The organism is Klebsiella sp. MPUS7 (assembly GCF_009905335.1).
Lineage (GTDB): Bacteria > Pseudomonadota > Gammaproteobacteria > Enterobacterales > Enterobacteriaceae > Klebsiella > Klebsiella grimontii.
The window spans coordinates 5,170,067-5,184,418 of record NZ_CP047604.1 but is presented as its reverse complement, the minus strand read 5'-3'; the positions used below and the strand labels follow the sequence as shown (position 1 = coordinate 5,184,418).

Below are 14,352 nucleotides of genomic sequence, written 5' to 3'. Positions count from 1 at the left end.
GCGAGGGCGGAGGGGTTTTGTGACCAGGATGGTTCATGTTGATTTCACAAAGAGTGACCTCTACCGATTCCGCGCATTTTCCCGCGCTTGACGCGCTGTACGGCAGGGCCTTCCCGTGGCATGAACAGCGTGAAGCCGAGGCTAAACAGCAGGCGCTTGATAATCCGCATTATGAACTGGAAGCCTGGTTCGATGATGGCCTGTTTATTGGCCTGAGCGGCTGCTGGCGGTTTACCGACTATGTCTATATTGAGCATCTGGCCGTTGACGACAGGTTACGATCGCGCGGCTACGGCAAGCGGTTGTTAGCTGAAATACTTCAGCGCGCGCCGCTGACCATTCTGGAAATCGATCCGCTGACCAGCGAGATCGCCCATAAGCGCCTGCGCTTTTATGACACCATGGGTTTTTGCGCGAATCCCTGGGCCCATCGCCACCCGAGCTATCATCAGGGGATCGCCGATCATGAATTGATCGTGTTGAGCTACCCGCAGCCGATTAATGAAGCGCAGTACCAGCGCTTTGCGCAGGATTTGCGTTTGGTGGTCATGGATCGGGCTGGTGCGGCCAAGGTTTTGTAACCCGTATAAGGAGCATCAAGCGCCGCCTGCGGGAAGCAGCCCGCAATGCCACCTCCGCTTTTCTCCCGGCTCGCGCTGCGCTTAGCCGGGCTACGGGTTCAGCGCCGTCTGCGGGCCGGTAGCCCGGACAAGGCGCGTCAAGCGCCGCCTCCGGGAGGCAGCGCGCAATGTCATCTCCGCTTTTCTCCCGGCTCGCGCTGCGCTTAGCCGGGCTACGGGTTCAGCGCCGTCTGCGGGCTGGTAGCCCGGACAAGGCGCGTCAAGCGCCGCCTCCGGGAGGCAGCGCGCAATGTCATCTCCGCTTTTCTCCCGGCTCGCGCTGCGCTTAGCCGGGCTACGGGTTCAGCGCCGTCTGCGGTCCGGTAGCCCGGGTCAGGCGTAACGCCGCAACCCGGGACGGGCTCAAAGCTTACGCTACTCCTTCGCGATAGGCGTTTCATTCTCCGCCACTTTGGTATCGCCCTGAATGGCCGCGATTTTCTTCTCCACGTCGGCAACCTGCTCGCTGCTGTGCAGCAGCGTATAGGTCAGATCAAACTGGGTGCTTGCCCCTGGCTGAAGCTGCTTAACGCGTTTTTGCTCGCGCTCAATGGTCACCGGATAGGCGTAGCTGGTGCCCGGCTCAATACCGGTTACGTAGCCCTGTTTCTCGGTATCGGTGTTTTTCCACAGCGTCAGCACCGGCAACTGGCGGGTATCAAACTGAATCGATGCCCCTTTATCGCCGGCTTTGTTGACCACGGCGGCCAGGGTTTGATGATTTTCATCCGCCAGCGGCTGCATATTAAACACCATTTCATCGAAACCTTTGGTTGGACCGGCGTAGGTTTGCCAGGTTTTTAAGCCGGCCTTGGCGTAGTCATTGAACGGACTTATGCTTGAAATCGGCGCCAGGAAGCGGGCCCCCTCTTCGAGGATCGGCTTGCCAAAGTTGCTGTGATAGATAATTTGATAGTCATGCGGATAGTCGGCATGGTTGGTTAAGACATCGTGCAGGCTGAAGCTGTTGCTGCCGGGTACATAGCGCAGCTCGGTCATGGTCTGCAGATCCGCTTTCTTAAACGTGCTCTCCTTCACCAGTCCGCGAACGCGAATTTCATACGGCGCGGCGTCCGCGACTTCCACTTCCACCTGTGAGGCCGGCGTGTTGCCAACTTTGCCGTGCAGAGTATAAATCTGACCGTCTGCGGTTACCGGGTGGCCGGTCCATTCATAGCCGCAGCGCACCATCATCTCATTGAACCCTTCCAGCCAGCCCAGCCCGTTACGGCTTTCGAGGTTTATGAATGCCGGGTTGACTACCTCTTTAACCGGCGAGTCCCAGCCCATTCGCGAACCAAACCCTTCGATTTTCAGCAGGTTCATGCCGCGGGTCGGGCTCAGGGTAATTGTCAGGCCGTCTTTGCTGTGGATGACGAGGATTTTGCTGCCTTCTTGTTTACCGCCGTGAAGGACTTTTTGCTCAATGCTGAAATTATGATCTTTAATCTTCAGCTGATCGCTGGTTATCTGCCAGTTTCCTTTATCCATGCCGCTTTCAGCGCTTGTCAGCACCCACGTTTTTGCTACTACTGGCCCAGAAACAAGCATAGCGATTACGGTTAAAGCTAATGTTTTTTTCATTTTTTATTCCTTTTGCTGAATCGATTGTGTCGCTGATGGAGGGAATTTAGTTGCAAGTGGATTATGAAAATGTGAAGTGTCTCACCTGGTGAGAAAATGGCCGTTTTTATATTTTTAAATGAGATTTAAATCGCGTTTTTTAGGCAATTATAAAAATGTTTGCTAAAAATATGTGATTTAAAGCGAAATAAGCTTTAACGATTCAGCTATTGTTGGCCACGGCTATGATGACGTCTGTGGAACCGATAAGGCCGCCGGGTTTTAATTACCTATGCGGCCCTGGTTGACGCTGCTTTACCGTTTAAGAAAAACGCAGCGGGGAGGCGATTAAGCGCCGTAGAATGCCTGGGTATAGAGCCCTTTGACATCCTGAACGGACGGATAGTTAGGGTTAGTTAAGGTGCAGGGATCGTCGACGGCATGGCGGCTCATTCTGTCGAGAACATTCACAAAGGTCACTTCATTGATTTCAACTTCATCGCACTGGCTTAGCGTTTTCGGCACGCCCAGACGTTGATTCAGCGCGTTGATCGCATCACTCAGGTTATTGATGCCTAAAGCCGCTTCCAGCTGGCGATATTTTTTGGTGAACTTCGCGTTATATCGAATGATATAAGGCAACATAATCGCGTTCGCCAGCCCGTGGGTAATACCAAACTCGCCGCCAATTTTATGCGCCATCGCGTGGACTAATCCCAGCGAAGCATTAGTGAAGGCGATTCCCGCCAGCGCAGAGGCGTTGTGCATATGCATGCGGGCGTTTATATCATCAGGCGAGCGCCAGGCGGTTTCCAGATACTTAAACACCAGCCGAATCGCTTCTACCGCATAGGGATCGGTAAACGAGTTGGCCGCGGTGGACACATAGGCTTCAATCGCGTGGGTCAGAACGTCCATACCGGTGTGAACGGTGACGTGCGGCGGCATTTTTGCCGGAATTGTGGGGTCGAGAATAGCTATATCCGGCACCAGATCGGCGGCAACAATCGGGTGCTTAATATGATTTGCCGTATCGGTGATCACCGAGAACGCGGTGATTTCAGAGGCGCTGCCGCTGGTGGAAGGAATCGCTACAAACCGGGCTTTATTGCGCAGCGCTGGCATGGAGCCGACCGGGAGAATATCTTCGAACTTCAGCTGCGGATGCTCGTAAAAACACCACATGACTTTGGCGGCATCAAGCGCAGAGCCGCCGCCAATCGCCACTATCCAGTCTGGTTCAAAGGCCTGCATCTCTTTTGCGCCGCGCCAGACGGTTTTAATGGATGGGTTGGGTTCCACATTATCGATAATAATGCATTCCATCCCCGCTTTATTAAGTTCGCTAACGGCTTTATCCAGAAAGCCAAAACGCTTCATTGAACTTCCGCCGGTGACTAATGCGGCTTTTTTACCGCTCAGCGTGGAAAGATGTTCTAAAGCGTTTTCGCCATAAATAATACTACGAGGAATTGAGAAGGCCTGGGTCATAGGAAACTCCATTTAATATTAAGGATTTTTTTAGTGTGCATTCGTCATTTACGATTCAGCGACACGTGCAGAGTAAAAAAATCGAATTAATGCTCCAGATATTGCCGGAGCAATATCTGGAGGGAGTTGACCGTCATACTTCGAGCGGCTGGTGCGTTGACTGCAACTTGAATTATTTGGGGTAGTAGCGGCGTTTAAATCGTACCGTCCCAGGAGTCGACTTTTTCGCGTTTCGCTTCCTCTTCATCAAACCAGCGCGAGGTCACGCATTTTGATTCGGTATAGAAACGTACGCCGTCTTTGCCCAGGCAGTGCAGGTCGCCGAAGAAGGACTGCTTATGGCCAGAGAACGGGAATACGCCGACCGGCACCGGGATACCGACGTTGATACCGACCATACCGCCGTGCGTGCGTTTCTGGAATTCACGGGCGTAGTAGCCGCTTTGGGTGAAAATAACCGAGCCGTTGGCAAACGGGTTATTGTTCATTAATTGCAGACCTTCTTCGAAGGTTTTCACCCGCTTAAAGCACAGCACCGGCCCGAAAATTTCCTGCGTTCCGACGCTCATCTCTTCGGTTACGCGATCCAGGATGGTCGGCCCGACGTAGAAGCCGTTTTCCTGGCCCGGCACCTGAATAGCGCGACCATCGAGCACCAGCTTTGCCCCTTCCTCAATGCCTTTATTAATCCAGCCGATCACCGACCGTTTATGGTCTTTAGAAATAACCGGACCCATATCGGTATCGCGCAGATAGCCGGGGCCGATTTTCAGCTGTTTGGCTTTTTCGACGACGGCGGCAATCAGCTTATCGGCGATCTCTTCCTGCACCACGACGACCGGCAGCGCCATGCAGCGTTCGCCCGCGCAGCCAAACGCGGCGTTGATAATCCCCGCTGCGGTGCGGTTAATCGGCGCATCGGCCAGCACCAGGGCATGGTTTTTCGCTTCGCACAGCGCCTGAACGCGTTTGCCATGAGCGGCGGCTTTGGAGTAAACGTGCAGGCCCACGGAGGTGGAGCCGACGAAGGAGACGCCGTTGACGTCCGGATGGGTTAGCAATATATCGGCTTCGTTACGTGAGCAGGTCACCACATTGATAACCCCATCCGGCACCCCTGCTTCCTGATAGAGCTTGGTGATTTCCATACAGGTCATCGGCGTCATACTGGCCGCTTTTATCACCATGGTATTACCGGAAGCGACGCATAATGGCGCCATCCATCCCATCGGGATCATCGCCGGGAAGTTAAACGGCACAATACCGGCGAACACGCCAATTGGCTCACGGTAAAGGTTGGTGTCGATCCCGGCAGAGGCGTCCATCAGGTTTTCGCCGGCCATGAGAGTGGGAATCGAGCAGGCAAGCTCGGTGCCTTCTTTCGCTTTTAAAACATCGCCCTGGGCGTCGCCCCAGGCTTTACCGTTTTCTTTTGCCACCAGCTCGGTTAAACGGTCCTGATGCTGGATTAATAATTCGCGAACGCGGAACATAATTTGCGAGCGTTTAATGGCTGGCGTATCTGACCACGCCGGAAAGGCTTTGCGCGCCGCGGCAACGGCATCCAGCACTTCTTGCTCGGTGCAGCAGGGGGCCTGAGCCATCACTTCCCCGGTACTTGGGTTATAGACGTCCATATAGCGTTCGGTCTGCGATACGCGCCATTGACCATCAACGAAATATTTCAGCCTTGGTACAGTAGTCATATTTTTCTCCATGATGATAGCTGTCGACTCTCTAAAAATCTGGCTCTGACCGGCGGCGAACGGCTTAGCGCCGGGTCAGCCACTTTCGTGAATAGTGAATCCCTGATGATTACCGGGCGATTCACCTGCGGCGGCGCGGAAGATTTGGTCGACTTTCTCCTGAAGAAAGCCTGCAGACGCCTGGTTTTAATTAACAGAACTGACTGGCCAAAATACGCGCTCGCACCGTTTCGTTCCTCACGACTTAATGAAATTAATTTTTCATTATAATGATGTATGAAATAACAAAACCGTTTTGAGAGATGGATCAAAGATAAGCAAACTGCTGATAAAGTCAGCGTTATAAAGACGGGTTTTGTTATTTAAGTTAATTAGATTAATGCATTGGGATTTGTCTGGCAGCGTTAGAGGAAAGGTGGAATGACCAGCCAGGCAGGAATGGAACGGCTTTTTTGTGAAATAAAATTTAAATATAAACGCCAAATGGAATTAAAATGAAAAATTACAACCGATTTAAAGCCATGACAACGGCGACGGGCTATCGCCATGTGATTTGTAAGAGGAGGTGGGGGGGTCGCCCGGATTGGGCACGGGCCGTAATCCGGGGGAGTCGTTCAGAATTAGCCTTCGCTTTCGGCCAGTTCTCGCAGATACTGGAAGATAAGACGCGCGGACTTCGGCGGCTTGTTGCCTTCTTTCTCTTTTTTGGCGTTGCGGATAAGCGAACGCAGCTGCTGACGATCGGCGTCAGGCCACAGGTTCAGCACTTCAGCCACGGCTTCATCACCATTATCAATCAGACGATCGCGGATCTGCTCAAGCTTATGGAACAGCGCAACCTGCTGGTTGTGGCGGTTCTTCAGCTTGTCCAGCGCCTGACGAATCGGCTCGACGTCGCGGCTACGCAGCATTTTACCAATCAGCTGCATCTGGCGGCGGCGGCCTTCTTTCTTGATACGCTGGGCGAGTTCAATCGCGTCGCGCAGGTCGGTATCCAGCGGGATTTTATCGAGCGCGTTTTTACCCAGCTCGACCATTTCCGCGCCAAGACGCTTCAGTTCTTCGGCGTCGCGCTTAATTTCACTTTTACTGACCCAGATAATTTCATCGTCTTCATCTTCGACGTCATCACCAGGGACGTCGTCGAGCCAGTCTTCGGGCTGCTTTGTCATCTCAGGCTCCTTAAAAAAGAGACTAATGTTACCAGTTAAGGCGCGCACTGAAAAACGGTTCTCTGTTAGACTTCAGTTAACTCCTTCTTACATTATGGCATTAGCGATGAAAGTCATCTCTCAAGTTGCACAACAGCGTAAGACGCTGGAAGAGGCCGTGACCACGGCGCTGGAACTGGCGGCAGGCAAATCCGACGGCGCGGAAGTCTCCGTCAGCAAAACTACCGGTATCGGCGTTAGTACCCGCTACGGCGAAGTGGAGAACGTAGAATTCAATAGCGATGGCGCCCTGGGCATCACCGTTTATCACCAAAACCGTAAAGGCAGCGCGTCTTCGACCGATCTTAGCCCGCAGGCTATCGCCCGCACGGTGCAGGCGGCGCTGGATATTGCCCGCTACACCTCGCCGGACCCGTGCGCGGGCGTGGCGGATAAAGAGCTGCTGGCTTTTGAGGCCCCGGATCTTGACCTGTTCCATCCGGCGGAAGTGTCGCCGGACGAAGCCATTGAGCTGGCCTCCCGCGCTGAACAGGCGGCGCTGAAAGCCGATAAGCGCATCAGCAATACTGAAGGCGGCAGCTTTAACAGCCACTACGGCATTAAAGTCTTCGGCAACAGCCACGGTATGCTGCAGAGCTACTGTTCGACCCGCCATTCGCTCTCCAGCTGCGTGATTGCCGAAGAGAATGGCGATATGGAGCGCGATTACGCTTACACCATCGGGCGGGCGATAGACGATCTGCAATCGCCGGAGTGGGTTGGCGAGGAGTGCGCCCGCCGTACCCTGTCGCGCCTGGCCCCGCGTAAGCTATCGACGATGAAAGCGCCGGTGATTTTCGCCAACGAAGTCGCTACCGGTCTGTTCGGGCATCTGGTCGGAGCGATCGCCGGCGGGTCGGTTTATCGTAAATCCACCTTCCTGCTTGATGCGCTGGGTAGCCAGATCCTGCCGGAGTGGCTGACCATTGAAGAGCATCCGCACCTGCTGAAAGGACTGGCTTCCACCCCGTTTGATAGCGAAGGCGTCCGTACGGAACGCCGCGATATCATTAAAGACGGCGTGCTGACCCAGTGGCTGCTGACCAACTACTCGGCGCGCAAGCTGGGGCTGAAGAGCACCGGCCACGCGGGCGGCATTCACAACTGGCGGATCAACGGCCGCGGCCTCAGTTTTGCAAAGTTGCTTAAAGAGATGGGAACCGGTCTTGTCGTAACGGAACTGATGGGGCAGGGTGTAAGCGGCGTCACCGGCGACTACTCACGCGGCGCATCCGGCTTCTGGGTAGAGAATGGCGAAATTCAGTATCCGGTCAGTGAGATAACCATTGCAGGAAATCTGAAAGATATGTGGCGTAATATCGTGACCATCGGCGACGATATCGAGACGCGCAGCAACATTCAGTGCGGTTCCGTGCTGCTGCCGGAGATGAAAATCGCCGGGCAATAAAACCTGTGTGCTAAATAATAAAAAAGGAAGTGAGCAATGCGTAAAAAACTGTTAGCGATGCTGGCCGTATCGGCTTTTGCGCTCGGTTCGGCATCGGCCTTCGCCGATCTGGGCGAAGACATGGATACCCTTGCCGAGAACCTGCAAGTGGTGCAGAAAACCTCCGACGCCGGCGAGCTGAAAGCGGCGCTGAATAAGATGCGTACGGCGGCGGTGGATGCCCAGAAAGAGACGCCGCCGAAGCTGGAAGGTAAAGCGGCGGACAGCGCGGAAATGAAAGATTATCGTCACGGTTTTGATGTGCTGATCGGCCAGATCGACGGCGCGCTGAAGCTGGCCGATGAAGGTAAAGTTAAAGAGGCCCAGGCCGCCGCGGAAGAGTTTAAAACCACCCGCAACGCCTATCACAAGAAGTATCGTTAATCGTTTTTAGATTTTAGGTATTTCTGCCGGGCGGCGGCTGACGCCTCGCCCGGCATGGCAAACTGAAAAATACTCCCAAACCCCAAACCCCAAACCCCAAACCCCAAACCCCAAACCCCAAACCCCAAACCCCAAACCCCAAACCCCAAACCCCAAACCCCAAACCGTTCCGCAGGCCCTTGCAGGTGGGTAAGCTGACGTAAAAAACTACCTTCATCACATTTTTCTCTTTTCTACTCAGCGGGTTCCGTTTCAGCATCGCTGGCGTTTTTGTGATATTCATCACGCGAATTTTGTTAAGTGAACACATTCTTTGTGGTTATGTGAAATGAATCACACCTGCCGCCGTTCTTTCCACTTCGAAGTGGAAAACAACTCGCTACAAACTCTTTCTCCCCGGCATTAGTGTTATCTCCAGAGACATCAACGGGGTAATTCAAGTGAATAACGGAGCGGTAACACACGTCCCAGAGGAGCAGGCCACGCTAACCGAGCAGCTGGCCGATAAGATGCTGCAGCAGGTTTTCGCGCTATTAAGCCGCCGCAACATCGTCCCCAACGACGTGCAGGAGCAAATGCTGACCTCCCACGTTCGGGCGATGGCCCATCGCTCAATCAGCGGCGAGCCGCTGCCGGAAGTGGATGCCAGCCTGTTCGAAGAGATCTCGGAAGATTCAATGATGCTGGCCCGCGAAGTGGTCGCACAGTTCGGCAATCTGCCAGATGAAGAAGCCTGGCTGCTGTCTGTCCACTTCGAAGTCGCGAAAGATAACCTGTAAGGAGCACTCAAATGGAACAAATCACCGTTGTTATTGGCGATCGCCTGGGTAAAGGACAAAAAGTTGCCGCAGGTGCGGAAAAAGCCGGCGCTCGCGCCGTTGTCGTCCCGGGCGTTGCCGCGGATATGAAGCTGGGCGACATGATGAAAGCCGAAAACGCCACCTTCGGTATCTCTTTCTGCGGCAGCGGCGGCGCAGGGGCGATCACCGCGCAGAATAAGCACGGCTACAAAGCAAAATATGGCATGCGTTCCGTTGATGAAGGCGTCACCGCGATCAACGAAGGCTACAACGTTCTGGGCTTCGGCTTTATGGATAAAGAAGAGCTGGGCGAACGCCTGGTTGAGGCCTGGAAGAAGAAGTACGGCGTGTGAGCATGAAAGAGCAATTCACCACCACGGTGAGCGTTACCGGCAAAGGCGAGAGCAAAGCGCGCGCTTTCGCCGATGCGCTGAACCATGTTCAGGCGGCGGTGATGAAAACGTCGCCGCACATTCTACTGCGTATTGAACCACAGGATGTGGAGGTTGTTCATGCGCGTGAAGCGGTACGGAAAGAGGCGTTTTTATTCTTCTTTCTGCGCCGCGAGCGACGGAGCTACAGCGTGGAGCTGAAGGTCACCGTCACCGTGACCGCCATTAATCTCGATAAAGTGGATTTCGTCACGCAAACCTGATTTTCACCAAAGGGTCAGACTATGTTCCTGATAATTTTAATAAAATCGCTCATCATCGGCGGCCTGGTCGGCGTCGGCGTTGGCGCCGGAGCGGCACGCATGTTTCATGCGCCCACCACGCAGGGGATGGGGGCGTTTCGTACATTGGGCGAGCTGAATTCATGTGAAGGCGATCCGGCTTCCCACTTTTCTTTTGGCCTGGGCTTCTTCTTCAACGCCTGGGCCTCTTCCGTCGCGGCAGGCTCCTTCACGCAGGACGTTGACCACCGCATCATCCCCAACTGGGGGGCGGCGGCCCTGATGATCAAAAACCGCAACGTCGGCGAGACGCTGCACGATCCGAAAAAGATGGCCATCGCCTGCGGCATTATCGGCATGATCGTGGTCGCTTTCCTTAACCTGACCGCCTCTTCAGTACCGGAAGCGCTGCAGGTGACGGCGGTCAAAGTCCTGGTTCCGGCGGCAAACCTGCTGGTGAACACGGTGATGCCGGTTATCTTCTGGCTGGCGGCGATTGATGCCGGTAAAAAATCGGGCTTCTGGGCGACGATTTTCGGCGGCGCGGCGCAGCTGATTATGGGTAACGCCGTACCGGGCCTGGTGCTGGGCATCCTGATTGGTAAAGGCGTAGAAGAGAGCGGCTGGCACCGCGTCACTAAAGTGATGATGGTGGCCATCGTCGCGCTGTTCGTCCTGAGCGGCTTCTTCCGCGGTTTCGACATGAAGATGATTGAATCCTTCCATCTGACCGTGCCGAACTGGCTGGAACTGATCCACAACTCGCTCAGCGGTAAATAACAGGAGCCTCTCATGGAACAAAATAAAGGTTTTTGGTATGCCGACTGGTCGTTCCCGATCTTTGTTGGCCTGCTCTCCTCCGGCGTCTTTGCCGGGACGCATATGTACTACCTCTACGGCATCGGCGCGTTTAACGAAGTCGCTTTCGTGGCGATGCTGAAAGCGGGAATCGATACCGGGGCCTACGGCGCGGTGGCGGCGTTCGGCGCCAGCTTCCTGTTCGCGCGTATTATCGAAGGCTCGCTGGTGGGGATTCTGGATATCGGCGGAGCGATTCAGACCGGCGTCGGCCTGGGCGTTCCGGCGCTGCTGCTCGGCGCGGGCTTTGTTTTCCCGGTCGCCAACTTTGCCGCCTCTCTGGCCACCGGCCTGGTGCTTGGCCTCGCCATTGGCTACATCATCATCCTGGCGCGTAAATTCACCATCAACCAGAGCGACTCCACCTACGGTGCGGACGTCATGATGGGGGCCGGTAACGCCTCCGGCCGCTTCCTCGGGCCGTTGATTATTCTCAGCGCCATGGCCGCTTCTATTCCTATCGGCATCGGTTCTCTGGCGGGCGCGCTGCTGTTCTACATCTGGCAGAAGCCGATCACCGGCGGCGCGATCCTTGGCGCGATGCTCCTTGGGTCAATTTTCCCGGTGGCGATTAGTTAAGTCCTGCGGGCGCATCGGCGCCCGCGTTAACAGGAGAGAGATATGTTTGATTTACTCCTGCGCCGTGCGCGCCTCGTCGACGATACCCTGACCGATATCGCCATCCGGGACGGTAAAATCGCGGCGCTTGGCGAGATTAGCGCCCCTGCGCGCAAAACTATTGCGCTGGACGGCAGCTGTTACGTCAGCGCGGGCTGGATTGACTCCCACGTTCACTGCTATCCGAGCTCGCCGATATACCATGATGAGCCGGACAGCGTGGGGATTGCTACCGGCGTGACCACCGTGATTGACGCGGGCAGCACCGGCGCGGACGACGTGGATGATTTCTACCAGCTGACCCGCGAAGCCGCGACCGAGGTTTATGCCCTGCTTAACATCTCCCGCGTCGGACTGATTGCCCAGAATGAACTGGCCAATATGGCGAATATCGACGCGGAGGCGGTGAAGCAGGCGGTCAACCGCTATCCGAACTTTATCGTCGGCCTGAAGGCGCGGATGAGCAGCAGCGTGGTGGGCGAAAACGGCATTACGCCACTGGCGCGCGCGAAGGCGATGCAGCAGGAAAACGGCGGCCTGCCGCTGATGGTGCATATCGGCAATAATCCGCCCGACCTGGATGAAATCGCCGATCTGCTGACCTCAGGCGACATCATTACCCACTGCTACAACGGTAAACCCAATCGTATTCTGACGCCGTCCGGCGAGCTGAAAAGTGCGATTTCCCGCGCGCTACAGCGCGGCGTGCGCCTTGATATCGGCCACGGTACCGCCAGCTTCAGCTTTGAGGTGGCGCGTCGGGCGATTGCTATGGGCATTCTGCCGCACACCATCAGCTCCGATATCTACTGCCGCAACCGTATCGACGGCCCGGTGCGCTCGCTGGCGCTGGTGATGTCGAAATTCCTCGCCATCGGGATGTCGCTGCCGCAGGTCATCGACTGCGTGACCGCCAACGCCGCAGACGGCCTGCGTCTGACTCATAAAGGGCGGCTGGAGGTGGGCTACGACGCCGATCTCACGCTGTTTACCCTCGCGCAGACGCCGACGGTGCTGGTGGATGCGGAAAAAGAGAGCCTTCAGACCGACACGATTCTGCAGCCGCTTGCCGCCGTTCGCGCGGGCAGGGGCTATCTGACCGAACAAGGGAGCGCGGAAAATGCCTTCGATTTTTGAGAAATATGATTTAAAACAGGTTATTAATACCTCCGGTCGTATGACCATTCTCGGCGTCTCCACGCCGCGGCCGGAAGTGGTCGAAGCCGCGATGGCGGGCATGAACCAGTACTTCGAGATGAAAGATCTGGTCAATAAAACCGGCGCGTATATTGCGAAGCTGCTGGACGTGGAAGGGGCGACCGTCGTCTCCTGCGCCTCGGCGGGCATCGCCCAGTCGGTGGCGGCGGTGCTGGTAAAAGACAGCGACTGGCTGCTGGAAAACCTGCACGTGACGCCGATCGAAAACAACGAAATCGTGCTGCCTAAGGGCCATAACGTCAACTTCGGCGCGCCGGTGGGCACCATGGTGGCGCTGGGCGGCGGCAGGCTGGTGGAAGCGGGTTACGCCAATGAATGTTCCGCCGGGCAGCTGGCGGCGGCGATTACCCCGCGCACCGCGGCCATTCTGTATATCAAATCCCACCACTGCGTGCAGAAAAGCATGCTCAACGTGGCGCAGGCGGCCGCGGTGGCGCAGCGCCATAATCTGCCGCTGATTGTCGACGCGGCGGCGGAGGAAGACCTCCAGGCCTACTATCGCGCCGGCGCGGATCTGGTGATTTATAGCGGCGCGAAGGCGATCGAAGGGCCGACCAGCGGGCTGGTGATCGGCAAAACCCAATACGTTGAGTGGGTCAAACGCCAGTCGAACGGCATTGGCCGGGCGATGAAGGTGGGCAAAGAGGGGATTCTCGGCCTGACCTGCGCCATCGAACACTACCTGACGGCGAGCAAAGAGAGCGGTGAGCAGATGGTGGCGAAGATGACGCCGTTTATTCAGCAGCTTAATACGCTTAATGGCGTGACGGCGCGCGTGGTCTGGGACAGCGCCGGTCGCGATATCGCGCGGGCGGAGATTAAGTTTGATGAAGCGGTGACCGGCGTCAATACCGGTGATTTGGTCAACGCGCTGAAGCAGGGCGAATACGCCATCTACTTCCGCGGCTATAAGGCCAATGAAGGCATTATTGAAGCCGATGTCCGCAGCGTGAACGCGCAGCAACTGGAGATTGTCTCCCGTCGGATTGCAGAGGTTCTGAACAAGGAGAAAAACGCATGAAACTGACCCCTAATTTTTACCGTGACCGCGTCTGCCTGAACGTGCTGGCGGGCAGTAAAGATAACGCCAGCGAGATTTATGAGGCGGCGGAAGGTCATGTACTGGTGGGCGTGCTCTCCAAAAATTACCCGGACGTCGCCAGCGCGGTGGCCGATATGCGGGAATACGCGCTGCGGATTGATAACGCGCTCTCCGTGGGGCTGGGAGCCGGCGACCCAAACCAGTCGGCGATGGTCAGCGAAATCTCGCGCCAGGTGCAGCCGCAGCACGTTAATCAGGTATTTACCGGCGTAGCGACCAGCCGCGCGCTGCTGGGGCAGAACGACACCGTGGTCAACGGCCTGGTGTCGCCAACCGGTACGCCGGGGATGGTGAAGATTTCCACCGGCCCGCTCAGCAGCGGCGCGCCGGACGGCATCGTACCGCTGGAAACCGCGATTGCGTTGCTGAAAGATATGGGCGGCAGCTCGATTAAATACTTCCCGATGGGCGGGTTAAAACATCGCGACGAGTTTATCGCGGTTGCCGAGGCCTGCGCCCGTTATGATTTCTGGCTGGAGCCGACCGGCGGGATCGATCTGGAAAACTACGGCGAGATCCTGCAGATCGCGCTGGACGCCGGCGTGAGTAAAATTATCCCGCATATCTACAGTTCGATTATTGATAAAGCCAGCGGTAACACCCGCCCGGCGGACGTGCGTCAGCTGCTTTCGATCACCAAACAGTTAGTCAAATAGCGCCG

The 14,352-nt window shown here is 55.9% G+C and carries 15 protein-coding genes; 11 read left to right on the top strand and 4 right to left on the bottom strand.

From position 1 onward, the window contains the following. Positions 1-35 precede the first annotated feature (35 nt). Entirely contained in the window at positions 36-581 is a 546-nt protein-coding gene (locus GUC22_RS24205) for a GNAT family N-acetyltransferase (protein ID WP_160183807.1), read from the top strand. 414 nt (positions 582-995) lie between these two features. Here GUC22_RS24205 and GUC22_RS24200 read toward each other — a convergent pair whose 3' ends face one another. The 4 genes from GUC22_RS24200 to yjgA all read right to left on the bottom strand — a co-directional run bounded on the left by GUC22_RS24200 (position 996) and on the right by yjgA (position 6,552). Beyond that, positions 996-2,204 carry an aldose 1-epimerase family protein gene (locus GUC22_RS24200; RefSeq protein ID WP_024360280.1) on the bottom strand — a complete coding sequence of 403 codons (1,209 nt, stop codon included), beginning with the start codon at positions 2,202-2,204 and terminating at the stop codon, positions 996-998. A 327-nt stretch (positions 2,205-2,531) separates the two neighbouring features. Further along, positions 2,532-3,674, bottom strand: a complete 1,143-nt coding sequence (locus GUC22_RS24195; protein WP_004871027.1) for an iron-containing alcohol dehydrogenase — start codon at positions 3,672-3,674, stop codon at positions 2,532-2,534. A gap of 194 nt (positions 3,675-3,868) precedes the next feature. Next, positions 3,869-5,380, bottom strand: coding sequence for a CoA-acylating methylmalonate-semialdehyde dehydrogenase (locus tag GUC22_RS24190; RefSeq protein WP_160183806.1), 1,512 nt, complete (start codon positions 5,378-5,380; stop codon positions 3,869-3,871). Between the two features lie 620 nt (positions 5,381-6,000). After that, entirely contained in the window at positions 6,001-6,552 is a 552-nt protein-coding gene (gene yjgA, locus GUC22_RS24185) for a ribosome biogenesis factor YjgA (RefSeq protein ID WP_004128196.1), read from the bottom strand. Between the two features lie 94 nt (positions 6,553-6,646). Here yjgA and pmbA point away from each other — a divergent pair, with 94 nt between their 5' ends. The 10 genes from pmbA to dagF all read left to right on the top strand — a co-directional run bounded on the left by pmbA (position 6,647) and on the right by dagF (position 14,347). Then, positions 6,647-7,999, top strand: coding sequence for a metalloprotease PmbA (gene pmbA, locus GUC22_RS24180; RefSeq protein ID WP_004128199.1), 1,353 nt, complete (start codon positions 6,647-6,649; stop codon positions 7,997-7,999). A 36-nt stretch (positions 8,000-8,035) separates the two neighbouring features. Further along, positions 8,036-8,422 carry a cytochrome b562 gene (cybC, locus tag GUC22_RS24175; protein ID WP_004128201.1) on the top strand — a complete coding sequence of 129 codons (387 nt, stop codon included), beginning with the start codon at positions 8,036-8,038 and terminating at the stop codon, positions 8,420-8,422. Between the two features lie 440 nt (positions 8,423-8,862). Then, positions 8,863-9,201: a PRD domain-containing protein gene (locus GUC22_RS24170; RefSeq protein ID WP_004098070.1), complete on the top strand. Its 339-nt coding sequence runs from the start codon at positions 8,863-8,865 to the stop codon at positions 9,199-9,201. A gap of 11 nt (positions 9,202-9,212) precedes the next feature. Beyond that, positions 9,213-9,575 (top strand): SFCGS family glycine-rich protein, encoded by a 363-nt coding sequence (locus GUC22_RS24165; protein ID WP_110276583.1) that lies wholly within the window; start codon positions 9,213-9,215, stop codon positions 9,573-9,575. 2 nt (positions 9,576-9,577) lie between these two features. Then, the gene (locus GUC22_RS24160; protein WP_024360524.1) at positions 9,578-9,877 is read left to right on the top strand and encodes a DUF4312 family protein; all 300 of its coding nucleotides are present in this window, start codon (positions 9,578-9,580) and stop codon (positions 9,875-9,877) included. A gap of 21 nt (positions 9,878-9,898) precedes the next feature. Beyond that, entirely contained in the window at positions 9,899-10,675 is a 777-nt protein-coding gene (locus tag GUC22_RS24155; protein ID WP_004098075.1) for a DUF4311 domain-containing protein, read from the top strand. Between the two features lie 12 nt (positions 10,676-10,687). Further along, positions 10,688-11,332: a DUF4310 family protein gene (locus tag GUC22_RS24150; protein WP_004128208.1), complete on the top strand. Its 645-nt coding sequence runs from the start codon at positions 10,688-10,690 to the stop codon at positions 11,330-11,332. A 42-nt stretch (positions 11,333-11,374) separates the two neighbouring features. Then, positions 11,375-12,508 carry an amidohydrolase/deacetylase family metallohydrolase gene (locus tag GUC22_RS24145; protein ID WP_102649950.1) on the top strand — a complete coding sequence of 378 codons (1,134 nt, stop codon included), beginning with the start codon at positions 11,375-11,377 and terminating at the stop codon, positions 12,506-12,508. Beyond that, positions 12,492-13,610: a DgaE family pyridoxal phosphate-dependent ammonia lyase gene (locus GUC22_RS24140; protein WP_024360521.1), complete on the top strand. Its 1,119-nt coding sequence runs from the start codon at positions 12,492-12,494 to the stop codon at positions 13,608-13,610. Before GUC22_RS24145 ends, GUC22_RS24140 begins: the two co-directional genes overlap by 17 nt. Continuing rightward, entirely contained in the window at positions 13,607-14,347 is a 741-nt protein-coding gene (gene dagF, locus GUC22_RS24135) for a 2-dehydro-3-deoxy-phosphogluconate aldolase (RefSeq protein WP_004137220.1), read from the top strand. Before GUC22_RS24140 ends, dagF begins: the two co-directional genes overlap by 4 nt. Positions 14,348-14,352 lie beyond the last annotated feature (5 nt).

Excerpts from the sequence above, each read along its gene's own strand:
- GUC22_RS24205 (WP_160183807.1), top strand. The coding sequence starts at position 36 with ATGTTGATTTCACAAAGAGTGACCTCTACCGATTCCGCGCATTTTCCC.
- GUC22_RS24200 (WP_024360280.1), bottom strand. The coding sequence starts at position 2,204 with ATGAAAAAAACATTAGCTTTAACCGTAATCGCTATGCTTGTTTCTGGG.
- GUC22_RS24195 (WP_004871027.1), bottom strand. The coding sequence starts at position 3,674 with ATGACCCAGGCCTTCTCAATTCCTCGTAGTATTATTTATGGCGAAAAC.
- GUC22_RS24190 (WP_160183806.1), bottom strand. The coding sequence starts at position 5,380 with ATGACTACTGTACCAAGGCTGAAATATTTCGTTGATGGTCAATGGCGC.
- yjgA (WP_004128196.1), bottom strand. The coding sequence starts at position 6,552 with ATGACAAAGCAGCCCGAAGACTGGCTCGACGACGTCCCTGGTGATGAC.
- pmbA (WP_004128199.1), top strand. The coding sequence starts at position 6,647 with ATGGCATTAGCGATGAAAGTCATCTCTCAAGTTGCACAACAGCGTAAG.
- cybC (WP_004128201.1), top strand. The coding sequence starts at position 8,036 with ATGCGTAAAAAACTGTTAGCGATGCTGGCCGTATCGGCTTTTGCGCTC.
- GUC22_RS24165 (WP_110276583.1), top strand. The coding sequence starts at position 9,213 with ATGGAACAAATCACCGTTGTTATTGGCGATCGCCTGGGTAAAGGACAA.
- GUC22_RS24160 (WP_024360524.1), top strand. The coding sequence starts at position 9,578 with ATGAAAGAGCAATTCACCACCACGGTGAGCGTTACCGGCAAAGGCGAG.
- GUC22_RS24155 (WP_004098075.1), top strand. The coding sequence starts at position 9,899 with ATGTTCCTGATAATTTTAATAAAATCGCTCATCATCGGCGGCCTGGTC.
- GUC22_RS24150 (WP_004128208.1), top strand. The coding sequence starts at position 10,688 with ATGGAACAAAATAAAGGTTTTTGGTATGCCGACTGGTCGTTCCCGATC.
- GUC22_RS24145 (WP_102649950.1), top strand. The coding sequence starts at position 11,375 with ATGTTTGATTTACTCCTGCGCCGTGCGCGCCTCGTCGACGATACCCTG.
- GUC22_RS24140 (WP_024360521.1), top strand. The coding sequence starts at position 12,492 with ATGCCTTCGATTTTTGAGAAATATGATTTAAAACAGGTTATTAATACC.
- dagF (WP_004137220.1), top strand. The coding sequence starts at position 13,607 with ATGAAACTGACCCCTAATTTTTACCGTGACCGCGTCTGCCTGAACGTG.